General features: G+C 56.8%; 20 protein-coding genes and 4 tRNA genes. 14 read left to right on the forward strand and 10 right to left on the reverse strand.

Features of this window, described 5'->3' with window-relative positions; all coding sequences use genetic code 11:
• Positions 1-11: 11 nt before the first annotated feature.
• The 8 genes from BLU48_RS05430 (at position 12) to BLU48_RS05465 (ending at position 7,513) form a co-directional block, all read left to right on the forward strand.
• Positions 12-1,223, forward strand: coding sequence for an O-succinylhomoserine sulfhydrylase (locus BLU48_RS05430; RefSeq protein WP_043051728.1), 1,212 nt, complete (start codon positions 12-14; stop codon positions 1,221-1,223).
• 11 nt (positions 1,224-1,234) lie between these two features.
• Positions 1,235-1,999 carry an SDR family oxidoreductase gene (locus BLU48_RS05435; RefSeq protein WP_046068931.1) on the forward strand — a complete coding sequence of 255 codons (765 nt, stop codon included), beginning with the start codon at positions 1,235-1,237 and terminating at the stop codon, positions 1,997-1,999.
• 108 nt (positions 2,000-2,107) lie between these two features.
• Positions 2,108-2,183 (forward strand) — tRNA-Val (locus BLU48_RS05440).
• A 55-nt stretch (positions 2,184-2,238) separates the two neighbouring features.
• Positions 2,239-2,315, forward strand: a tRNA-Asp gene (locus BLU48_RS05445).
• A 105-nt stretch (positions 2,316-2,420) separates the two neighbouring features.
• Positions 2,421-2,497: transfer RNA gene (locus BLU48_RS05450), tRNA-Asp, on the forward strand.
• Between the two features lie 414 nt (positions 2,498-2,911).
• Positions 2,912-5,743 carry a xanthine dehydrogenase family protein molybdopterin-binding subunit gene (locus BLU48_RS05455; protein ID WP_057024641.1) on the forward strand — a complete coding sequence of 944 codons (2,832 nt, stop codon included), beginning with the start codon at positions 2,912-2,914 and terminating at the stop codon, positions 5,741-5,743.
• On the forward strand, positions 5,736-6,275 hold the full coding sequence (locus BLU48_RS05460) for a (2Fe-2S)-binding protein (protein WP_043049549.1): 540 nt from the start codon (positions 5,736-5,738) through the stop codon (positions 6,273-6,275). The genes BLU48_RS05455 and BLU48_RS05460 overlap by 8 nt, the downstream gene beginning before the upstream one ends.
• Before the next feature lie 2 nt (positions 6,276-6,277).
• Complete coding sequence (locus BLU48_RS05465; protein WP_057024642.1) at positions 6,278-7,513, forward strand: c-type cytochrome; 1,236 nt, start codon at positions 6,278-6,280, stop codon at positions 7,511-7,513.
• Positions 7,514-7,578: 65 nt separating this feature from the next.
• Here the strand turns inward: BLU48_RS05465 and BLU48_RS05470 are convergent, their stop codons facing one another.
• The gene (locus BLU48_RS05470; protein WP_057024643.1) at positions 7,579-8,862 is read right to left on the reverse strand and encodes an NAD(P)/FAD-dependent oxidoreductase; all 1,284 of its coding nucleotides are present in this window, start codon (positions 8,860-8,862) and stop codon (positions 7,579-7,581) included.
• Positions 8,863-9,046: 184 nt separating this feature from the next.
• On the opposite strand from BLU48_RS05470, the gene BLU48_RS05475 reads away from it, so the two are divergent.
• Together BLU48_RS05475 and BLU48_RS05480 are read left to right on the forward strand one after the other, a co-directional pair.
• Positions 9,047-9,123 (forward strand) — tRNA-Val (locus BLU48_RS05475).
• A 511-nt stretch (positions 9,124-9,634) separates the two neighbouring features.
• Positions 9,635-10,015: a hypothetical protein gene (locus BLU48_RS05480; RefSeq protein WP_057024644.1), complete on the forward strand. Its 381-nt coding sequence runs from the start codon at positions 9,635-9,637 to the stop codon at positions 10,013-10,015.
• A gap of 464 nt (positions 10,016-10,479) precedes the next feature.
• On the opposite strand, the gene BLU48_RS05485 is transcribed toward BLU48_RS05480, so the two are convergent.
• The 7 genes from BLU48_RS05485 to BLU48_RS05515 all read right to left on the reverse strand — a co-directional run bounded on the left by BLU48_RS05485 (position 10,480) and on the right by BLU48_RS05515 (position 15,140).
• On the reverse strand, positions 10,480-10,836 hold the full coding sequence (locus BLU48_RS05485; protein ID WP_057024645.1) for a hypothetical protein: 357 nt from the start codon (positions 10,834-10,836) through the stop codon (positions 10,480-10,482).
• Between the two features lie 155 nt (positions 10,837-10,991).
• Entirely contained in the window at positions 10,992-11,207 is a 216-nt protein-coding gene (locus tag BLU48_RS05490; RefSeq protein WP_032803644.1) for a hypothetical protein, read from the reverse strand.
• Positions 11,208-11,437: 230 nt separating this feature from the next.
• Positions 11,438-12,901: a DEAD/DEAH box helicase family protein gene (locus tag BLU48_RS05495; RefSeq protein WP_057024646.1), complete on the reverse strand. Its 1,464-nt coding sequence runs from the start codon at positions 12,899-12,901 to the stop codon at positions 11,438-11,440.
• A complete protein-coding gene (locus BLU48_RS05500; RefSeq protein ID WP_138233628.1) occupies positions 12,888-13,163 on the reverse strand; it encodes a hypothetical protein in 276 nt (91 codons plus the stop codon). The genes BLU48_RS05495 and BLU48_RS05500 overlap by 14 nt, the downstream gene beginning before the upstream one ends.
• A 14-nt stretch (positions 13,164-13,177) precedes the next feature.
• Entirely contained in the window at positions 13,178-13,588 is a 411-nt protein-coding gene (locus BLU48_RS05505; protein WP_057024648.1) for a hypothetical protein, read from the reverse strand.
• Between the two features lie 8 nt (positions 13,589-13,596).
• Positions 13,597-13,866 (reverse strand): helix-turn-helix domain-containing protein, encoded by a 270-nt coding sequence (locus BLU48_RS05510; RefSeq protein ID WP_057024649.1) that lies wholly within the window; start codon positions 13,864-13,866, stop codon positions 13,597-13,599.
• Between the two features lie 317 nt (positions 13,867-14,183).
• On the reverse strand, positions 14,184-15,140 hold the full coding sequence (locus BLU48_RS05515) for a tyrosine-type recombinase/integrase (protein WP_057024650.1): 957 nt from the start codon (positions 15,138-15,140) through the stop codon (positions 14,184-14,186).
• 759 nt (positions 15,141-15,899) lie between these two features.
• Here BLU48_RS05515 and BLU48_RS05520 point away from each other — a divergent pair.
• From BLU48_RS05520 to BLU48_RS05535, 4 genes are all read left to right on the forward strand, one after another.
• Positions 15,900-16,616 (forward strand): DUF969 domain-containing protein, encoded by a 717-nt coding sequence (locus BLU48_RS05520; RefSeq protein ID WP_057024651.1) that lies wholly within the window; start codon positions 15,900-15,902, stop codon positions 16,614-16,616.
• The gene (locus BLU48_RS05525; protein WP_057024652.1) at positions 16,613-17,563 is read left to right on the forward strand and encodes a DUF979 domain-containing protein; all 951 of its coding nucleotides are present in this window, start codon (positions 16,613-16,615) and stop codon (positions 17,561-17,563) included. Before BLU48_RS05520 ends, BLU48_RS05525 begins: the two co-directional genes overlap by 4 nt.
• Positions 17,564-17,570: 7 nt before the next feature.
• Positions 17,571-18,185 (forward strand): pyroglutamyl-peptidase I, encoded by a 615-nt coding sequence (gene pcp / locus BLU48_RS05530; RefSeq protein WP_057024653.1) that lies wholly within the window; start codon positions 17,571-17,573, stop codon positions 18,183-18,185.
• Positions 18,186-18,257: 72 nt separating this feature from the next.
• Positions 18,258-18,770: an anti-virulence regulator CigR family protein gene (locus BLU48_RS05535; RefSeq protein WP_057024654.1), complete on the forward strand. Its 513-nt coding sequence runs from the start codon at positions 18,258-18,260 to the stop codon at positions 18,768-18,770.
• A gap of 12 nt (positions 18,771-18,782) precedes the next feature.
• Here BLU48_RS05535 and BLU48_RS05540 read toward each other — a convergent pair whose 3' ends face one another.
• On the reverse strand, positions 18,783-20,183 hold the full coding sequence (locus BLU48_RS05540) for a heavy metal sensor histidine kinase (RefSeq protein ID WP_057024655.1): 1,401 nt from the start codon (positions 20,181-20,183) through the stop codon (positions 18,783-18,785).
• A complete protein-coding gene (locus BLU48_RS05545) occupies positions 20,180-20,851 on the reverse strand; it encodes a heavy metal response regulator transcription factor (protein WP_057024656.1) in 672 nt (223 codons plus the stop codon). Before BLU48_RS05545 ends, BLU48_RS05540 begins: the two co-directional genes overlap by 4 nt.
• Positions 20,852-20,866: the final 15 nt, after the last annotated feature.

The raw sequence follows: 20,866 nt of genomic DNA on the forward strand, positions 1-20,866 counted from the left end.
GGAGTCGCAGCATGAGTCAGGAATGGGATGCCGGTCGGTTGGACAGCGACCTCGATGGCGTAGCTTTCGATACCCTGGCTGTGCGCGCCGGCCAGCACCGTACCCCGGAAGGTGAGCACGGCGACCCGATGTTCTTCACCTCCAGCTACGTGTTCCGTACCGCCGCTGACGCTGCTGCGCGGTTTGCCGGCGAAGTGCCGGGTAACGTGTATTCGCGCTACACCAACCCGACTGTGCGTGCGTTCGAAGAGCGCATCGCGGCCCTGGAAGGCGCCGAGCAGGCCGTGGCGACCGCCACCGGCATGGCGGCCATCCTGGCGGTGGTGATGAGCCTGTGCAGCGCTGGCGACCATGTACTGGTATCGCGCAGCGTGTTTGGCTCGACCATCAGCCTGTTCGAAAAGTATTTCAAGCGCTTCGGCATCGAAGTGGACTACGTGCCCCTGGCAGATCTGTCCGGTTGGGATGGGGCCATCAAGGCCAATACCAAGCTGTTGTTCGTCGAGTCGCCTTCCAACCCGCTTGCCGAGCTGGTAGATATCGCCGCGCTGGCCGAGATCGCCCACGCCAAGGGCGCGATGCTGATCGTCGACAACTGCTTCTGCACCCCGGCCTTGCAGCAGCCGTTGAAGCTGGGTGCGGACATCGTGGTGCATTCGGCGACCAAGTTCATCGACGGCCAGGGTCGTTGCATGGGCGGCGTGGTGGCTGGCCGCAGCGAGCAGATGAAAGAAGTGGTGGGCTTCCTGCGCACCGCCGGCCCGACCCTGAGCCCGTTCAACGCCTGGATCTTCCTCAAGGGCCTGGAAACCCTCAGCCTGCGCATGAAAGCCCATTGCGCCAATGCTCAGGCCCTGGCCGAGTGGCTGGAGCAGCAGGACGGTATCGAGAAAGTGCACTACGCCGGGCTCAAGAGCCATCCGCAACATGCATTGGCCCAACGCCAGCAGCGTGGTTTCGGCGCGGTAGTGAGCTTTGAAGTGAAGGGCGGCAAAGACGGCGCCTGGCGCTTTATCGATGCGACGCGCCTGATTTCCATCACTGCCAACCTGGGCGACAGCAAGACCACCATCACTCACCCGAGCACCACCTCCCACGGGCGCCTGGCGCCGCAGGAGCGTGAAGCCGCCGGTATCCGTGACAGCCTGATCCGCATCGCGGTGGGCCTGGAAGATGTCGCTGACTTGCAGGCAGACCTGGCCCGCGGGTTGGCGGCCTTGTGATCGAGTGGTCTATGGAGGCTGCAGCGGCCACTAACGGGCGCGTTGCGCTGGTAACGGGGGCGGCGCGCGGCATTGGCCTCGGTATTGCCGCGTGGCTGATCAGCGAAGGCTGGCAGGTGGTATTGACTGACCTGGACCGCGAGCGCGGTTCCAAGGTGTCCAAGGTGCTGGGCGAGAATGCCTGGTTCATCACCATGGATGTGGCCGACGAGAAGCAAGTCGCCCAGGGTGTCGCCGAGGTGCTGGGGCAGTTCGGGCGCCTGGATGCGCTGGTATGCAATGCGGCAGTGGCCGATCCGCGCAATATCACCCTGGAAAGCCTCGATCTGGCCCACTGGAATCGCGTACTGGCGGTGAACCTCAGCGGGCCGATGCTGCTGGCCAAGCATTGTGCACCTTACCTGCGCGCCCACGGCGGTGCCATCGTCAACCTGGCGTCGACCCGGGCCCGTCAATCGGAGCCGGACACCGAAGCCTATGCGGCGAGCAAGGGTGGCCTGCTGGCCCTGACCCACGCCTTGGCCATGAGCCTGGGCCCGGAAGTGCGGGTCAATGCGGTCAGCCCCGGCTGGATCGATGCCCGTGATCCTGCTGCGCGCCGTGCCGAGCCGCTCACCGACGCCGATCATGCCCAGCACCCTGCGGGCAGGGTGGGCACGGTAGAGGACGTGGCGGCGATGGTAGCCTGGTTGCTGTCGCGTCAGGCCGGGTTTGTCACCGGGCAAGAGTTTGTGGTGGACGGTGGCATGAGCAAGAAGATGATTTATAGCGAGTAGGGCGGGGTAGCTGTCTTGAAGTGATTTTGTCTTTTTCAGAAAAACTTCAAGCGGGCTATTGACTTAGGTCCGCTACCTGCGTAAATTTCGCGGCCTCAACGAAGCAAAGGGTGATTAGCTCAGCTGGGAGAGCATCTGCCTTACAAGCAGAGGGTCGGCGGTTCGATCCCGTCATCACCCACCACTTCTTGAGAGTCTTGCTCCAGGGCAAGACGCAACGTTAAAGGTTGCACCGACGCGCAGCGGTAGTTCAGTCGGTTAGAATACCGGCCTGTCACGCCGGGGGTCGCGGGTTCGAGTCCCGTCCGCTGCGCCATATTTTCCAGGTTCGATGTATCGGGCTTGAGATTGAACAACCCAGGTTGATCGATCAGATGTTTAAAGGTGGTTGAGGCTGTACGCTCAATCAGCCAAGCGATACGCAGCGGTAGTTCAGTCGGTTAGAATACCGGCCTGTCACGCCGGGGGTCGCGGGTTCGAGTCCCGTCCGCTGCGCCATATCTGCCTCAAGGCCCACTGAACGCCTTGAAGCACAAGAAAGCCACTGGCTGACTTGATCCGATAGCAAAGACCCTGGTCGAAAGACCGGGGTTTTTTGTGTCTGGCGTTTGTAAAACCTCACCATCGTGTTCGCAGCTGCGAACGCCAATCTCTTGAACGACGCCAATACCCCGCATTCACAGGCAAACGGCCGACAGATCGTATCGATCTTGTCGGTCGTTTTGCATTGTTGTGTCAAAAAATTTCCATGTGGTTATTTGCCGCAGGCGCAGAAACCTTTAAAGTTAACCCTTCGGTCAACTTTGCACTGTCATCATGGCCTTTTAGTTCGTCCAGAAAGGCTTCTGCAAGTCTCCAGATTCGCTGCACTTAACCATAAGGGCGGATGTATAACCGCTCAGAGGATGATCCATGTCCAACCGTGAAATAACCCGGCGCTCGTTCCTCCAGGGCGGGCTGGTGGCGGGTGTGAGCGTCACGCTCACGCCGCTCAGCACCCAGGCGCTGGCGGCCTTGATGGAAAACAGCGTCACCGTGCCCTCCGAAAAATGGCTGGGCAATAACGGCAAGGCGCGCCAGCGTAACGATGCCTTGTCGAAAGTCTGCGGCAGCAAAGTCTTCGCCCGCGACATTCGTTCCAAGGACATGCCCGGCTGGCCTGCGCAGCAAGGTCACGCCATGCTGCTCAAGACCACCAAGGCCGACCATATCTATGCGGGCTACGACCTGGCGTGGCTCGGCGCCGGCCTGCAGCCGGACCGTATTGTTACCGCTGCCGACCTGGACAACGACGGTATCGTGTTCCCGGAAGAACATGCTCCGGATCCATTGTTGCCAGAAGGCAAGGTGCCGATGTTCATCGGTCATCCGGTGGCGATCCTGATCTGGAACGATTTCGAGCGGTTCCGTCAGGCAAAAAACAAACTCAAGTTCAATGACAAGGCGATTCGTTACGGCGCCAAAGTGCCGTACTACGAAGGCGACCCTTACGGTAGCTTTCGCTATGTACGCGTTGGCGGCCCGACCTCGGCAGATGAGGATGAATTCGCCAGCCTCAAGGATTCGATCCTGTTCCCGATGCTGAAAAACCGGCGCCCAGTGTGGAATTCCCAACCAAACCTGCACGGCAACCTGACCGAGCGCGGTCTGTTCTACGCCGACCGCATGAAGAGCCAGCTCAACACACCACCGGATAACTGGCTGGTGTTCGACGAGCGCTACAAAACCCCGTCGATCGAACCGGCCGCCATGGAGCCGGATAACGGCAACGGCTGGTACGATCCAGCGACCAAGACCCTGCACTTTGTGGTGGCCACCCAGTGCCCATTGGAAGTTGCGACCGAAACCGCAAAAATGATCTCGCCTTCGCGTTTCGGCTTGGCCAACCTGAACATGCACCCCGGTTATACCGTGGGTTACGGCTCCAAAGACCACAATATTTTTGTCTACTACGCTGCCCTCGCAGCCTTGTATGGCGGCGGCGTGCCGGTGCGTCTGGCCAATGACCGTTACGAGCAGTTCCAGAGCGGCATCAAGCGTCACTCGTTCGACATCCGCTACCAGTTGGCTGTCGACAAGAACGACCACAGCTTCAAGATCTTCCTGGCTGACATGAGCGTCGACGGCGGTGGCCGGATCAACTACAGCCCATCGGTCGCCGCAGTAGGCGCCACGGCTGCGCAATCGATCTACTACATGCCGCAGAACGATCTGCAAGTCACCGCCTATCACTCGCGGGGCGTTGAAGCCGGTTCGATGCGGGGGTACGGCACCCTGCAGAGCATGGCCGCGACGGAAATGATGGTCGACGAAATCGCCGGTCGCCTCGGTGTGGATGCCATCGAGCTGCGTCGCAAGAATGCCCTGCGTTCGGGCATGAAGAACACCCAGGGCGCCATTCCTGCCGGAGCCTTGCGCCTGCACGAAATTCTCGACAAGGCCGCTGTGCACGACGTGTGGAAGAACCGTGACGCGATCAAGAAACAACGCGAAGCCGCTGACCCGGATAACTGGTACGGCGTCGGTTTCGCCATCTGCCAGAAAGACTTCGGCACCGGTTCCGAAGCGCCGATGGCCAGTATCGAATTCAACGCAGACGGTCGCATCAGCCTGCGCCACATCGGTATCGAAATCGGCACCGGCATGTCTACCTCGCAGTCGCTGGTGGTCGCTGATTTCCTCGGCAGCCCGGCACACGAGGTGAAGACCGGCGAAACCGAATGGAAGGAGATGCAGCTGATCACCAGCGGCAACCCTTACATCATGAGCCAGGCCGAGCAGGACAACCTGCTGCGCAACCCGCGGTGGGTTGGCAAGCTCGCTTCGGCGTCTTCGGCCACCAACTCGGCGTATTACTTCAGCCACGCCACCCGTGAAGCGGCACGCGTGCTTTTCAACCATGGTTTGTGGCCGGCGGCGCTGGAGATCTGGCGTCAGGGTCCGTTCGGCGGCCAGGCCAACCCTTATGTGGTACGTCGTGAAGATGCGCATTGGGTCGACGGCAAGCTCACCGCCAACGGCATGCAGCCGTTGAGCTTTGAAGCGCTGGCCAAGCGCGCCCACGAGCGTGGCCTGGTCACCGCTGCCACTGTCCACGGGTTCAACCGCTGGAGCTGGGCAGAGGCTGAATACAGCATCGACGGCGTGCGCGAGCGTCTGCCCCTCGACGGTCTGGCGGTGAAGTACGGCGACGGTGCACCGAAAGCCAAGCAAGCGCTGATGAGCACCGCCGGTTTCCACCTGTTGGACCGCCAGAACATCAGCTACCCCGCGACGCAGTTGAACAACGCTGCCGTGACTTACTACAGCCCGGTGGCCACATTGGTCGAGTTGAAGGTCAACAAGAGCTCGGCGCAGGTCGATGTGCTCAATCACCATTCGTGGATCGAGTGCGGCCGTGTGCTGGTAGAGGAATTGGTTAAAGGCCAGCTCGAAGGTGGTGTCGCCATGGGTATCGGTCACGCGTTGATGGAGGAGATGCCGCTGTACGAAGGCGGGCCGGGGGAGGGCGACTGGAACTTCAACCGTTACCGTCTGCCGATGGCGCGTCACGTAGCCGTGTGGAAGCAAACGTCGGAGATTCTGCCGGCGTTATCGCCAAGCGACCCGTCCAAGGGGATCGCTGAAGTGGTGATGATCCCGATCGTCGGGGCCATCGGTAATGCCGTGGCGCATGCCATCGGTAAACGTGTTCGCGACCTGCCAATCACGGCTGCGCGCATCAAGGAGGCCCTCAATGGCTGACCGTCCGCTTCAACTGACCCTCAATGGTCAATCCGTCGGCCCGGTGGACATCCCTGATGACCTGCCGATGATCGATTACCTGCACGAATACAAAAACCTCACCGGCTCGCGTCTAGGCTGCGGCCAGGGTATTTGCCACGCTTGCGTGGTGATCGTCGACAACCCGGACGGCACCAGCGAAGAAGTGCGTACTTGTATCACTGGCGCGCATTACTTCGAAGGCAAGAAAGTGCGCACCATCGAATCCCACGCCAAGCGCGACGAGTCGGGGCAGGTCACAGAGCTGAATCCGATCCAGCAGCGCTTCGTCGATGAGTTCGCGTTCCAGTGCAGCTACTGCGCGCCGGGTTTCGTCAACGCGGCAACGGTGCTGGTGGAAAAGCTGCAACGCCAGCCGATTGTGCAAAGCCAGCTGGAGCAGGTTATCGAAGACAGCCTGGGCCATCACATCTGCCGGTGCACCGGGTATGTGCGTTACTACAACGCCACCCGCAACGTGCTGAACGATCTCGGCCTGGTCAAGGAGGGTTAGACATGAAGCTATTTCTGACCCGCCTGACCCTGGCGGTCGGCCTGGCTGCGCCGGTGTTGTTTGCCCATGCCGATGATCAGGTCAAGCGCGGTGAATACCTCACCCGCGCAGCTGACTGCATGGCGTGCCACACGGCACCGGGCGGCGCGCCATTTGCGGGCGGCCTGCCGATCGTCTCGCCGTTCGGCACGATCTATGGCACCAATATCACACCGAGCAAAGAGCACGGCATCGGTTTGTACAGCGATGAGGAGTTCTTTGCGGCGCTGACCGAAGGCAAGCGTCGCGACGGTGCGCATTTGTATCCGGCGATGCCATACACCTCGTACCACCTGATGCCCCGTGAGGATTCGGACGCGATTCATGCGTACCTGAAAACTATCGAGCCTATCGAGCGCGCAGCGCCAGAGACCCGCCTGAGCTTTCCGTTCAACGTGCGCCTGGGCCTGATCGGCTGGAACCTGCTGTACGGCAAAGCCCTGGAACTGGAGCCAGCCGAAGGCAAGAGCGACGCCTGGAAACGCGGCCAGTACATGGTCGAGGTACTCGGCCATTGCGGCGAATGCCACACACCTCGCGGCCTGCCGGGTGCGATGCAATTGGACAAGCGCCTGACTGGCGGCATTCTCAATGGTTATCTGGCGCCGAGCCTGCTCGCCACTGACCTGGCGGCTCGCGGCTGGAATGAGCAGGACCTGGCCACATTCCTCAAGCACGGCATGAGTGCCCAAGGCACGATGTTCAACGAGATGTTCCCGGTGTTCCATAACAGCACCCAGGGCTTGAGCGATCTGGATCTGGCCGCGATGGCGACGTTCCTGCTGGGCGATAAACCGCCGGCAGCCAAAGCGCTGGTCGAAGTGCCGATGGATAAACTCAGCCCGAGCGCTCAGCGCGGTCGTCAGGAATACCTGAACGTCTGCGCCGGTTGCCATGCTGCGGGTGGTGAAGGCAAACCCCACATCGCGGTGGCCATGCGCGGCAACACCACGCTGCGTCTGGAAGACCCGCGCAACCTGCTGCGGGTGATCGAGGACGGTATCGGCGAGCAGAAGTTTTCCGGCTTCGAGCACATGCAACCGATGCCGGGGTTCGCCGGGAAACTCAGTGCGCAACAGCTCACCGATCTGCTCAACTACCTGCGTCAGGGCTGGGGCGGCCAATCGGCTGAGCTGGCCGTCAGCGATGTGCAGAAGCTGCAAGCCCAGGCGCCGTCCGTCGAACACAAGGCGCATTGACGGCAGTGTAGAAAGCGCTCAACCCGTGTGGGAGCGAGCAAGTCGCTCTCACACGGGATGTGTGTCTACATTCCGAACTTATCACGCAGCCCGTAATACCAAGCCCCCAGCGCCGCAAATGGCGTGCGCAACAGCTGCCCACCCGGGAACGGGTAGTGCGGCAGGTCGGCAAACGCATCAAAACGCTCTGCCTGACCTCTTAGCGCTTCTGCCAGCACCTTGCCTGCCAGGTGCGTGTACGTCACGCCATGGCCGCTGCAGCCCTGTGAATAATAGATGTTGTCGCCAAGGCGGCCGACCTGCGGCAGTCGCGACAGCGTCAGCAGGAAATTGCCGGTCCAGGCGTAATCGATCTTCACATCCTTCAACTGCGGGAACGCCTTGAGCATTTTCGGCCGGATGATTGCTTCGATATTCGCCGGGTCCCTGGCGCCATACACCACGCCGCCGCCGAAGATCAGGCGCTTGTCGCTGGTGAGGCGGTAGTAGTCGAGCAGGTAGTTGCAGTCCTCGACACAGTAGTCCTGCGGCAACAAGGTCTTGGCCAGTTCGTCGCCCAGTGGTGCGGTGGTGATCACCTGCGTGCCACACGGCATCGATTTGGCCGCCAGCTCCGGCACCAGGTTCCCCAGGTAGGCGTTGCCTGCGACGATGATGAATTTGGCCCTGACCCTGCCTTCGGCGGTGTGCACCACAGGGTTGGCACCGCGCTCGATGCGCACCGCACCCGATTGCTCATAGATCGTACCGCCCAGGGACTCAACCGCGGCCGCTTCGCCCAGCGCCAGGTTGAGCGGGTGGATGTGCCCGCCGCTCATATCCAGCAAGCCGCCGACATAGTTGTCACAGGCCACCACCTCGCGGATGCGGCGTTCGTCCAGCAACTCCAGTTGCGTATGGCCGTATCGTTCCCACAGGCGCTTCTGCGACTCCAGGTGTCCCATGTGCTTACTGTTGAGTGCGGCGAACACACCGCCGTCCTTCAAGTCGCACTGGATCTGGTACTTGGCTACGCGCTCGCGAATGATCCTGCCGCCTTCAAAAGCCATCTGCCCGAGCAGTTGCGCTTGCTTAGGGCCGACACTGCGCTCGATCACATCGATATCGCGGCTGTAGCTGTTGACGATCTGCCCACCATTACGGCCTGATGCACCAAAGCCGACCTTGGCTGCTTCCAGGACTGTCACGCGAAAGCCGTTCTCCAGCAGGAACAGCGCGCTCGAAAGCCCGGTATAGCCGGCACCAATCACGCACACATCGGTTTCGACTTCACCTTGCAGTGTCGGGCGAGGTGGAACTGCATTGGCGGAAGCGGCGTAATACGACTGGGGGTAGGGGGTGTTCGCCATCCTGGAACCTCTGTTTTATATTTTTTACGAGTGCGGCGATCCTACCTGAGTTGAAAATTGCCTGCCAGCCACCGGAAAATCACAGGCGTGCCCGGCGCAAATAAAAAATTCGCATATTCATAGGCTTAGCTGCAAAAAAGATGTTGACACCCCTCCGGAATTCCGTAGAATGCCGCCTCACAGCAGGCACGTAGCTCAGTTGGTTAGAGCACCACCTTGACATGGTGGGGGTCGTTGGTTCGAGTCCAATCGCGCCTACCAAACAAAATCCGCTCTGCTGGGCGGTGTGAGGGGGAATCCGAAAGGGTTCCCCTTTTTCTTTGCCTAAGAAAACGTTCACAAATTATAGGCTTCGTTCACACAAGGCAATGTGAACGTAGATCTTTACGTCCCCTGTTCACACTCATATTTGTGAACGACTCTACCTAACCCATTGATATACATGGCTCGTTCACTATCTTGTCTAGGTGGTGGTACGTTCGCAGGCTCACTCCCTTGCCCGTTGTTCGTACCTCACAAGGGCAGGCTGTCTAACCAACTGAGCTACGTGCCTGCTGTGAGGCGGGTACGCCTGTCGGCCACGCTCAACACCCATCTCTGTGGTGAATCCTGAACGCTCTGTGTGCTGCTGTAGGGCTGGCGGGGCATCTCTCTAGGGGTGGGGCAGGGGGGGTGGGGTGGGGTGCTTATATATGCAATGGTGCTTCTGAATTTCTGGCGGAAATTACACGCTCATGGAATGATGGCGTATTGCTCTCAGTAGAGAAGGTCAATGTATATACGCACAGTAATTCTGGCGCTGGGAATGACAGCTAGCATTGGCTTAAGTGCTGCGGATGAGGTTGACGCAAAGGTTGAGAGTCTCATGGCTTCGATTGATGAGGCTTGTCAGGGGTATGCCGAAGTTTTAACAGGCGTAAAGTGGGATTTAATCGCTGATACGGCCCGTAAGAAGGGGGCAGTGGTGACAGGTTCTCATAGGCAGGCCCTATACGATATGCAATTCGATCAATGCATGATTGTCCGCAAGATACAGATGCTTGAGATTTTTAAGGCGTCGACTTCGGAGGGGGAGTGGGCTAAGGCCGGGGGCGACCAAACTCTTGTTGATCTACGTAGCAAGCTATCACGGACAATAGGCATGGGGATATAAATTGTCAGTTGACATGGTTTAGTTACTTTGCTAAATATTGCATTCAGGCAAACGGGCCTAGCTGAAATTAGCCAACTGTATGTCTCAGAGAGTGAGGCGCTGATTGGACAGTAGCTGCTTTTGCGAACCTTAAATGGTGTAGTTGAGTGGTGAAAGCTTATCGGACCACGGGAGGATGGTTGGTAGAACTCCCCCGCTATACACCAGCGCATAGGGTGTAAGCTTACCCCTTCTGGCTTGGTTAGAAGGGCAGGTGACTGGTAGCTGAACTATCAGGCATAGAGGGCCTAGCCCCTATGAAGAACGGCCAGTGTGGTAACGCATTGAGCACCCCTGAGGGGCATCTAGGTAAGTCTAGAATCTGAGCATCACGCTCTATCTGTCCTTGCTATGTCCAATGCCTACTATTTTAAATTGAACGCTAGCCTCCAGGGTCAATGCACCCCTCCTATCTTAATAAATAATTATACTGATTTGCTGTCTACAAGCTTCATTCGTCGAACATCTGCTGCATATTCTTCTTGAATGCGTTTAGCAATGGCTGTTTCGCGCTCAACTTCTAATTTACGTGGTCGTCCTACTGGTCTTGCGCTACCTGTAACCTTGAGCATTTCCTTTACAGCGCTGATGTTTCCGTTGACTAGCTCTTGTTTCAATATCTCAATTGATTTGTCATGCCAGTAGATGCGGTGTTCCTCTTTCCATCCCTGATCATCTGCAAAGGTATCCAGGGTAAGCATACTAATCCCCAAACGCTTAGCTAATACGCAGTGGGAGTTTGTCTCAATGTATTCTGTCTTGTCTTCTTGTGTGAAATTCATAGTCTGGCTCTGTGTCGGATCATTACGAATAGGGAAAGTGAATAGCTTATGGTATTAAGCGCTATAGCGGTCATGCTGTAATCTTACTTGATCTGAAGGATTACTTGTTGGGTGTACTGTAGGCAAAGTAGTATGGTTAAGATAAGTGTCACGCTTTAGTTTGCTCTTGCGATCTCAATCTCTCGGAGGTCTAGCCTCGAGATGTATCCTACTGCCTGTAGGTTGAGACGTTCCTTAACCGCAATATCATAAAGGGCCTTGGGATTACCATGCTTGGAGATTATCTTTCTGGCTAGCCCCCTCTGAATAACGATGCTACGTATAACTGTGGATCTTAGATCTGGAATTCTGATGATATCATTGTCTGACATTCTATGGTCCTTGATTGGTTGTTGTCTTAACGTCACTGCGTGACAGAAGCAAAAGCGAGTGCACGCCACGGAGTGGCATACGCATAAGAAAAGATCAAGAGCTATACACTGGTAGGTACTCTGCTTTTGATCCCTCTTTAATGCGTGCTCTTTGTCGGCTCTGCCGACGTCGCTCTTGATCTTACGTGGGTGAGAGTGTGTAAAGTCGCTTAGAGTATCTTTAAGGGGAATTACACAGTCTGCTTCAACCATAAGCTTACAGTTCTATTGCTGACACCTATAAGGTTAGCGATCTTCCTTGCAGACAACCCATTCGATGATAACCCTTTGGCAATTAGGATGTTGTTTTCTAACTTGCTCCGTGAGCGTGTGTGAGGTGCTGGTCGAGTAAGGTCTTTTAGGATTAGATGATTGCCCCTAAGATCGAATGCCAGGTGTCGTGCTGATTCCTCTGTTGGTACAAAGTGAACCGTAGGTCTATCATTGGTGAATGTCCTGATACTACTGCGTGTAGCAGCTTGGAATATTAACTCTCTGTAGCGTTCGTTGCGCAGGGCTTGCTTGCCTATCACTGAACAGATAGCCATCTTAGCCAACATCTCAGAGTTGTTCTGATCATCAACAGGGTTAGGGTTGCCATGAATCAATGACAGCGTATGGTGTACGTCTGAGTATCCATTCAATCCTCTAGCGTCAAAGGGAATACGCAACACATTGGGATAGTCCTCGAAAGGAAACTTGCACCACTCATGAACCTGCACCAGGATGGGCTCACCTTGTACGAATTCTATAGCGTCACGTAATAGTGAATGACCATAGACTCTATCGTTCCATTCTTCAGCTACAGAACCATCAGGAAGCGTAAGAAGCATAGTCTTGCTAACCTTACTGCCACCAATCAACGGATAGATGTAACTTTCAAATTTATAGCGTCTGTATTTTGGTGTGAATTTAGACGCTGCAATGGTGTAGCCCTTGGTAAGGGCATGTTGATAGGCGAGGGTGCCAGTGACGTTAGCCCCTAAGATGTGTGTCTCAAGGGCGTGCTCATAGATGCCGCTCAAGTCAAAGTAATCTATGACCCGGACTTGCCATTTCCACTTGCGTTCCTTCTTGCTTAAATATTCCTTGATGAATACATCAGCTTTGCCCCTGAGTAGTGCGCCTAGGCAAGTTGTGATGGTTGACATTCCCTTGTCATCGATTACATCAGAGTAGATGGCTCGTGCTTCCTTGGTCATTCCTTGCTTGATAGACGCTTTGGTCGAGACGCTATCAATCTCAATGAATTTTTCCAAGAAGTTAGTATAAGCGTGGTCTCCAATATCTCTAGTAAGATTGTTGGCGACCGACGGAACCTCATCAATGACCACGATCCAATCTTGCAGGTAGCAAGGATCAAGGTCCAGTAAGGTCTTATGTGTGATGATTAGAACCTTGGGGTCATCTTCAAGCATGGAGAATTCTACAGTGTCGGTGACATGCTTGTGGGTGTCACTATTGATTACGCAAATGTGATTAATTCCGATAGCCTGGATGCGTCTAACGACATCCTTCGATAGGACCTTGGTAGGAACAGCGTACAGATATCGTTTGTAAGGCGCGGAGTCTAGCTCCCTGATGAATTGTTCTGTCTTGCCTGTGCCCGGTGTAGCTTCTGCTACGTAGATAACCTTGGACTCACTTAGGCTCAATCAGTTTTCCTTCTTTGATTAGGCTGTCTACCAGTTTGATAATGTTGCTTGGGTGTGTGAAGCCGCCTGTAAGCTCATCAGGTATAAAGTTGCTCCCGTTGATTGTCAATACCTGATAGTAGCCATACTGGCTCATCCCATACTCTACAGATTTATAGTCCCGAATGCCTGTGATGAGTTTGTTCTTCTGCTCAATGCTGCTATCAATTGCTCCTAGCTCAGATCGTCGCTCTTGCAGGTCTTTCAGGTCAGTGTCACTCATGTATGTGTTTCCCATTAATTACCTCCTTGATTATAGGTGGCGCGGATAGCAGCCATAAGTTCAGCTTGTTCCCTCTGCGTGGCTCCAGTGAGCATGCTTTTAGAGGTGCCTGTTATATTGCCTTGCTCATCACGTTGTAAAACGCTCTTCTTAGCTTGAGGGGCGAATGTCTGGTAAGCATTGTCAGCATCTATTAGCTGTCGGACGAGTGGGTCGGACTTATACATGTCGTCTGCCACTTGTTGCTTAGTAGCTTTCCACTGAGCTAATGCGTCCTTGGAAGAGGTGAGCGGGGTTCCTTTAGGAATGGGTGCATCCTCAACTAACTGGTAGCCACGATCAATAAGGTCTGTCAGCACTGCCATTGGAGTGTTACCTGTCTGCCGTGCAAGCTCTTTAATTTCGGTCATTGTGATGGTGTTCATATAGTTCCTTAGAGTTCGATGATTCTGTATTGGTAGGGAGCGGTGTGTAGTGGGCCAGACTTTCTACGCTCAATTACTCCGCCCGCTATAAGATCTTTGAGGATGTAATCTACAGCCCTTCGTGTAAGTGCTGTCGCCTTACCGAATTCGCTGACAGATAATGTTGTCCATCCTTCATCCTTGTGGCCGTTTTGAATCATTAAGTAGATCAATTTGCGAGTAAGGGTTTTTAGGCGCGCATGATGCAATGCCGCAATATCTTCTATTGTGGTAGTCATTTGTTTTCTCATCTGATGTTGGCAGGATTCAATGATTTTCAGTTGATGAGAGCGGGACCGCTAACCTGCACTCCCCTTGGTATGGAAATTACAGCCATCAAGAAATCATTGCCGATACTACCTATACTCATTTTTTGGGGTAAAAGTCTACAAGCATCCTGCGGATTAGTTTCTACCTGTAACCCTGAGTCATGCCCATCCCATTACTCCCCTCTAACCTAATGCCCCCGTAAGCCATCTATGATGGCCTACAGAGTCAGTTGGCTATACGGGTGGCAGTGCCTCCCCATCGTCGTCCCTGCTGCACTACAGGACGCTTAATCAATCAGGTGAAGTACATCCTTGGCGTTCAAGTGGGAGTATCTAGCTACAGACCTAGTATCCCTGTGCCCTGACACAATCATTATCTGAGCGTTGTTGAATCCCTTCTTGGCTACATTGGTAATGCGGGTGTGCCTCAACTGGTGAAGCCTGACGCTATCATCAAGGCCCGCCTTGTTCCTTGCCAACCTAACCGCCTGCGACACTGCATGAGGCGTGACGATAAATAGTCGTCCTTTGTGTGCCTTGTTCGTTACAGCGAGCCGCTGTGCCTCTTTCAGTAGCTCTATGGCTCGCATTGTCAGAGGCACAGACCTAGTGCCGTTCTTACCATCTACTACATCCGCAATACGCTCATCTAAGTGCAGGCATTGAGTTGTGAGCTTGAGTATTTCTGAGCGTCTCATGGCTGTCTCGTAAGCTACCTCCACGATGAGGGCCATGGTTGGGGATAGCTTGTTGAGCAACTGTCGAAGCTCGCCAGCACTGATTACCTTGTCGCTCGACTTGTCCGGCTTGGGTAGCGCTATGTCACTTACGGGGTTATGAATATCAATGAGCAGGCCACGCTTAGCGAACCTGAAGAAACGGGACATGAACGCTAGCTGTATGCGACAGGTAGCAGGCTTGACCGTCTGTAGACGCTTCAGCTTGAAGTCATTGACTAGCTGAGGGGTGATGTCATGGATTGACTGAGGGAAGGCAGCAAAGAGCTGATCAACAATCTTAATTGCATGGTCATAGCTACCCTTGCCCTTGAGCATGGTTTCGCAATAGGTCATGCCAAGGGTGTACAGGGTGTGCGTCTGATGAGTCTTGGTGACAGCCTCTAACTGGCCAGCCCATGCCTGGGCCAACGCTTGAGTGGGGAATGTTTTGGATTGCGGGGGGCTTCCTCTCAATCGAACCTGAGCGTTCCAGTTACCAGAGGGAAGGGAGCGAATGTTAGCCATGGTTGACGCCTCATAATGTGAATGGGCGTTTCCTTAGGGCTATAGGCTACGTGGCCTAGCGCTTAGCAGGGTGGCTCTTGACATGGTGGGGGTCGTTGGTTCGAGTCCAATCGCGCCTACCAAACAAAATCCGCTCTGCTGGGCGGTCTAGAAGGGCTCACCGAAAGGTGGGCCCTTTTTTGTTGCCTGAAATTTGGGCAATGGGCACCCTCAGACGCCTCACGGCGTTCTTTCAGGTTTGAAGGGTGGGTCAGCAGAACAGCGTAGCCACCGACAGCAGGCAAATTATCTGGGCGACCATCTGGCAGCGTATCTCGCCAATCGTTGTTGCCCTGTTACTCATTTGTCCGGCATACATAGCGCGAGCCCTCATTGTCGGCATAACACCGTGAACGAACTGCAGGTACACACAGCTGCATCATGGAGTATAGATCCTGTTTGGGAATTCATACGGCTGAACCGATGGTGAGTGCCTCGTCGGATCATCTACGCGACCTTTTCCCTATAAGCCTGGGTTGAACCTTCCCATGGCGCCCGATTGCGCGGTGCCATCCCCCACAAAAATTATTGGTTTGCAGCAACAATTTTTCTTGTTGGACACCCCCCGTCCCCAGGCAGCAAAGTTGCCGCCACAGACGCTCGACCTTCCGGGTCAACAATAAAAAACCGAGCCGACTGCACGCCACTTTCAAGCTGTGAGCCCTTTGCCCACATCCTGCTGTAATGGCGCCGCAGCGCGCACTAAAGGACCTCTCCGCCATGCAAACAGTTGTGAACTTATGGCCGTTGATCGGCGTACTTGTCATCGTGGTCGGCTTTGTATTGCGCTTCAATCCGCTGTTGGTGGTCACCGCGGCCGCCATCGCCACCGGGTTCGCCGCCCAGTTTCCGCTGGAAAAAATTCTCGCCACCATGGGCGATGGCTTCCTCCAGACCCGTGCCCTGCAATTGATTTTATTACTGCCGCTGGCGGTGATCGGCCTGTTGGAGCGCCATGGCCTGCGCCTGCATGCGCAGAACTGGATCGCCCGCTTCGAGCGCGCCACGGTTGGGCGTTTGCTGATCATGTATCTGTTTGTGCGTGAATCCACTGCCGCCATGGGGCTGACCAGCCTGGGTGGGCATCCGCAAATGGTGCGACCGCTGTTGGCTCCGATGGCCGAAGGTGCCGCGGAAAAACGCTACGGCAAGCTGCCGGACAAGCTGCGCCACAAAGTATTGGCCATGTGCGCGGCCACCGACAACGTCGGGCTGTTTTTTGGGGAAGATATTTTTGTCGCCTTCGGTGCGATTGCGTTGATGCATACCTTCCTGTTGGGTTCGGGCATTGATGTGGAGCCGTTGCACATTGCGGTATGGGGCATTCCCACGGCGATCTGTGCCTTCATCATTCACGCTATCCGCCTGCATCGTTTTGATCGACGCCTGACCCGAGAGATGAGCTCTGCCACCGCCCCGGTGGAGGCTGCGCAATGATCATTTCCATTCAATACCTGTACTGGCTGGCCGGTGTGCTGTTGCTGATCACTGCGGGCATGATCCTGCTCGATCGTTCCCATCCCAAGCGCTGGTCCAGCGCGCTGTTCTGGCTGCTGTTCGCCATACCTTTCCTGGTGGGGGAGCGCCTGCCTTCGGTGGTGATCGGCGTCGGTGTGGTGGTGATGGCGTTGATCGCTGGTCTGGGCGGTGTTGGTCGCGGCCAGCACACCGAATTGCACGACAAGGCGTCCCGCGCCAGTGCCGGGCGCCTGGGCCACAAGTTGTTTATCCCGGCATTGGCGATCCCGCTGACCACGGTGATTGGCTCGGTATTGCTCAAGCACACTGAAATCGGCGGTGTACCGCTGCTGGACCCGAAGAACACCACCTTTGTGTCCCTCGGCATCGGCTGCCTGATTGCCTTGGGCCTGGCCTGCTGGCTGACCCGCGATACGCCGGTACAAGCCTTGCGCGAATCGCGCCGCCTGACCGAGGCCCTGGGCTGGGCGATGGTGCTGCCGCAGATGCTGGCGATGCTCGGCTTGCTGTTCAATGAAGCCGGGGTGGGCACCGCTGTCGCCCACGTCACCACCACTTATATCAACCTGGATTACAAGTTGGTGGCGGTGATGGTGTATGTGCTGGGCATGGCCTTGTTTACCGTGATCATGGGTAATGGGTTCGCGGCGTTCCCGGTAATGACAGGTGGCGTCGGCGTGCCGGTACTGGTGGGGATTTATGGCGGCAACCCTGCGGTGATGGCGGCGATCGGCATGTTTTCCGGCTACTGCGGTACGCTGATGACGCCGATGGCGGCCAACTTCAACATCGTACCGGCAGCCTTATTGGAGCTGCCTGATAAAAACGCGGTGATCAAGGCCCAGATACCCACGGCGCTGATGATGCTGGTGGTCAATATCGTGCTGCTTTATCTGTTGATGTGAGGCTCATATGCAAACGGTGCTGCTGACGGGCTTCGAGCCCTTTGATAACGACTTGGTGAACCCCTCCTGGGAGGCGGCGCGACAGCTCGATGGCGTGCAAGTGGCCGAGGGTGTGCAAATTGTCGCGCGTTGCTTGCCGTGCGCATTTGCCACCGCAGGCGCGTACCTGGCCCAACTGATAAACGAGTTGAGCCCGGCGATGGTGATTGCTACCGGCCTGGCACCTGGGCGCAGCGAGATGTCCATCGAGCGGGTGGCGATCAATATCAACGACGCGCGCATCCCTGACAACCTCGGGCAACAACCGATTGATACGGCGGTGGTGGTCGATGGCCCGGCTGCGTACTTCTCGACGTTGCCGATCAAGGCCATGGTCAAGGCGCTGCGCGAGGCGGGCGTTGCAGCAGCGGTTTCGCAAACGGCGGGGACCTTCGTGTGCAACCAGGTGTTTTATCTTTTGCAGCATCGGCTGGCCGGCACCGGGGTGCGCAGTGGGTTTGTCCATGTGCCGAGCTTGCCGCCAGCGGGCCAGCCTTCCCTGGTTGAAGGCTTGCGGCTGGCGGTCTCTACGGCTTGGTTCATCCAGGCCGATGTGGTGGAAACAGGTGGGCAGGTGAGCTGACGGCTGGGCTGCGCATATAGGTGGGGCAACTTCGGCTATAGTTCACAAGCGTATCCACCTTGGAAAACCATCATGATCAAGTGCCCGAAGTTCGTGTCTATCGCGTTGTCCCTCGCGCTGTTTGCGGGTAGCGGTCTCGCCCTGGCTGATCCCGGTAATGGCAAGGGCCAAGGTAATAACCAGGGGGGGCAGGGTCAGGGTAATAACAAGGCTAATAACCCGGGAGGGAAGGGGCAGGGCAATAACAAAGGCAATAACCCGGTAGGACAGGGCTATGACAAACCCGGAGGCAAGGGCGCGTCGGGTGGTCATGGCCCCAGCGTTGATCGAGGGAGCGTACTGAATGTGTTGGGCGGCTATCGCGATTACTGGAGCCCGGGGCCCGCATTGCCGCCAGGTATCCAGAAGAACCTGGCGCGTGGCAAGCCGCTGCCACCCGGTATCGCCAAGAAGCTCGACGGCCGCCTGTTGGGACGGTTGCCCCATTACGATGGTTATGAATGGCAGCAAGCGGGAACCGACTTGATCTTGGTGGCCATTGCCACCGGTATCATCTACGAGGTGCTGAACGGGGCCTTGGATTGAGTGGGCGAGCTGTCACGCGTTGCGCTTTGGAAAAAACAATTCAAAGCACGTCACGCCGCCCTCACTGGTAACCCCATAGCGGCCGTTATGCAACTGCATGATGGTCGCCACAATTGACAGTCCCAGCCCGTTGGACTGGGACGAACATTCGCGGGATTCATCTACCCGGTAAAAGCGTTCGAACAACCTGGGCAAATGCTCGGCGGCAATGGTTTGGCCGTAGTTGCTGACCCTCAGGCGGATGCCTTCGGTCGTCGGGATTGCCTGGATATTCAGTTCGGTGTTCGGCGCGCCATACTTGATGGCATTGGCACACAGATTCGCCAGGGCCCGGCGCAGTAGCATCGGTTCAGCCCAGATCACACCTTCGCCCAAGCCGACGATGTGCATGTCCACATCACCGGCCAGCCCCTCGAAATAATCTGCGATGCGTTCCACTTCTTCCGCTGCGTCCAGCTCCTGGCGCTGGCGCAAGGCGCTGGCAGGGTCGGTACGGGCCAGGAACAACATGTTATCGAGCATCCGCGCCAGGCGTTCGAGCTCTTCGACGTTGGAAGCCAGCAGTTGTTGGTAACTCTCCATGCTGCGGCTCTGTTGCAGGGCGACCTGGGTTTCACCGAGCAAGTTGTTGATGGGGGTACGCAACTCGTGGGCCATATCGGTGGAGACCTGGCCCAGCTGGATAAAACCTTTGGCCAGCCGTTCAAGCATGGTGTTGAAGGAATCAATCATCGGCAGCAGTTCTTTGGGCGCGCCGTGGCTGTCGAGACGTTCGGCCAGGTTACTGACGCCGATGCCCTGTGCATGGCTGGCCAGGCGCCGCAACGGCAGCAGCCCACGGTGTACCAGCACATAACCGACCAAGGCGAGGATCACCGCTGCGATGCTGGCCAGGATGAACACGTTCAAGCGATAACGCGCGAGCATGGCCGTGCGTTCGGCCATCAGGCGCCCGACGGTGACTTGCAGGTTGCCCAGGTCACCAGTGTCGATGGACGCCGCTACGGTGGCGAACGGCACGCCGTTCACATCGAGGAAATGGTGCACATCGGCAAGCCCGAGCGCATGGTCTTTCGTCACGGGCGACACCGGGGGAATCTGGATGTTGCCAGGGTTCACCAGCAATAACGCTTGCTGCCCGGGTGCGGCGATGCTCAATACCGACTCACTGTTGCCCAGCATGTTCTGGAACAGCTCCGGCTTGGATTTGATCAGCTCCAGGGTGTTGCCGTCATTAAGCAGGTTGCGCAGTTGGTTGGCGCGCGAGATCAGCGCGGCGTCGTCACGCTTGATCAGTTCACGCTCCAGCTCGCGGTACAACGTCACGCCCAGGGTTGCCAGCAAGGCGAAGGCGAGCAAGGCGAAGATCAGCGCCAGGCGCAGGGTCAGGGAGTAGTGGCGATGACGGTTCATGGCTGGGTATCGAAGCGGTAGCCAATGCCCCGCACGCTGTGGATCAGCTTGAGCTGGAACGGGTCGTCGATTTTCAGGCGCAGGCGTCTGACGGCCACATCCACTACGTTGGTGTCGCTGTCGAAGTTCATGTCCCATACCCGCGAGGCGATCAACGAGCGGGACAGCACCTGGCCCTGGTGCGTGGCGAACAGGTGCAGCAGGGCGAATTCCTTGTTGGTCAGGGTAATGCGCGTGCCGGCACGGGTGACACGGCGCTTGAGCACGTCAATGTGCAGGTCGGCGATGTGCAGCTGTTCTTCCTCGCGGCTGGGGCCGCGGCGGTTGAGGGTACGCAGGCGTGCGACCAGCTCGGCGAAGGAGAAGGGCTTGATCAGGTAGTCGTCGGCACCCAGCTCCAGGCCTTTGATGCGGTCGGCGATATCATCCCGGGCGGTGAGGAACAGCACCGGCGTATCGGCTTCTTTACGCAGGCGGCGCAGCACTTCCCAGCCGTCCATCTTCGGCATCATCACGTCCAGCACAATCACGTCGAAGGGCGTCTCCAGGGCCTGGTGCAAACCATCCACGCCATCGCGGGCCAGGCTTACAGAGTGGCCCAGCTCCTGCAGGCCGTTGAGCAGGTAATTGCCGGCCTTGGGTTCGTCTTCGACTACGAGGATGTTCATGGCAGATGCCCCTGC

Origin of the sequence: Pseudomonas synxantha (genome assembly GCF_900105675.1) — a bacterium.
Classification (GTDB): domain Bacteria; phylum Pseudomonadota; class Gammaproteobacteria; order Pseudomonadales; family Pseudomonadaceae; genus Aquipseudomonas; species Aquipseudomonas synxantha.

What these genes read in the sequence shown, in the direction of transcription:
- BLU48_RS05430 (WP_043051728.1), top strand. Translation starts at nt 12, where the DNA reads ATGAGTCAGGAATGGGATGCCGGTCGGTTGGACAGCGACCTCGATGGC.
- BLU48_RS05435 (WP_046068931.1), top strand. Translation starts at nt 1,235, where the DNA reads ATGGAGGCTGCAGCGGCCACTAACGGGCGCGTTGCGCTGGTAACGGGG.
- BLU48_RS05455 (WP_057024641.1), top strand. Translation starts at nt 2,912, where the DNA reads ATGTCCAACCGTGAAATAACCCGGCGCTCGTTCCTCCAGGGCGGGCTG.
- BLU48_RS05460 (WP_043049549.1), top strand. Translation starts at nt 5,736, where the DNA reads ATGGCTGACCGTCCGCTTCAACTGACCCTCAATGGTCAATCCGTCGGC.
- BLU48_RS05465 (WP_057024642.1), top strand. Translation starts at nt 6,278, where the DNA reads ATGAAGCTATTTCTGACCCGCCTGACCCTGGCGGTCGGCCTGGCTGCG.
- BLU48_RS05470 (WP_057024643.1), bottom strand. Translation starts at nt 8,862, where the DNA reads ATGGCGAACACCCCCTACCCCCAGTCGTATTACGCCGCTTCCGCCAAT.
- BLU48_RS05480 (WP_057024644.1), top strand. Translation starts at nt 9,635, where the DNA reads ATGTATATACGCACAGTAATTCTGGCGCTGGGAATGACAGCTAGCATT.
- BLU48_RS05485 (WP_057024645.1), bottom strand. Translation starts at nt 10,836, where the DNA reads ATGAATTTCACACAAGAAGACAAGACAGAATACATTGAGACAAACTCC.
- BLU48_RS05490 (WP_032803644.1), bottom strand. Translation starts at nt 11,207, where the DNA reads ATGTCAGACAATGATATCATCAGAATTCCAGATCTAAGATCCACAGTT.
- BLU48_RS05500 (WP_138233628.1), bottom strand. Translation starts at nt 13,163, where the DNA reads ATGAGTGACACTGACCTGAAAGACCTGCAAGAGCGACGATCTGAGCTA.
- BLU48_RS05505 (WP_057024648.1), bottom strand. Translation starts at nt 13,588, where the DNA reads ATGAACACCATCACAATGACCGAAATTAAAGAGCTTGCACGGCAGACA.
- BLU48_RS05510 (WP_057024649.1), bottom strand. Translation starts at nt 13,866, where the DNA reads ATGACTACCACAATAGAAGATATTGCGGCATTGCATCATGCGCGCCTA.
- BLU48_RS05515 (WP_057024650.1), bottom strand. Translation starts at nt 15,140, where the DNA reads ATGGCTAACATTCGCTCCCTTCCCTCTGGTAACTGGAACGCTCAGGTT.
- BLU48_RS05520 (WP_057024651.1), top strand. Translation starts at nt 15,900, where the DNA reads ATGCAAACAGTTGTGAACTTATGGCCGTTGATCGGCGTACTTGTCATC.
- BLU48_RS05525 (WP_057024652.1), top strand. Translation starts at nt 16,613, where the DNA reads ATGATCATTTCCATTCAATACCTGTACTGGCTGGCCGGTGTGCTGTTG.
- pcp (WP_057024653.1), top strand. Translation starts at nt 17,571, where the DNA reads ATGCAAACGGTGCTGCTGACGGGCTTCGAGCCCTTTGATAACGACTTG.
- BLU48_RS05535 (WP_057024654.1), top strand. Translation starts at nt 18,258, where the DNA reads ATGATCAAGTGCCCGAAGTTCGTGTCTATCGCGTTGTCCCTCGCGCTG.
- BLU48_RS05540 (WP_057024655.1), bottom strand. Translation starts at nt 20,183, where the DNA reads ATGAACCGTCATCGCCACTACTCCCTGACCCTGCGCCTGGCGCTGATC.
- BLU48_RS05545 (WP_057024656.1), bottom strand. Translation starts at nt 20,851, where the DNA reads ATGAACATCCTCGTAGTCGAAGACGAACCCAAGGCCGGCAATTACCTG.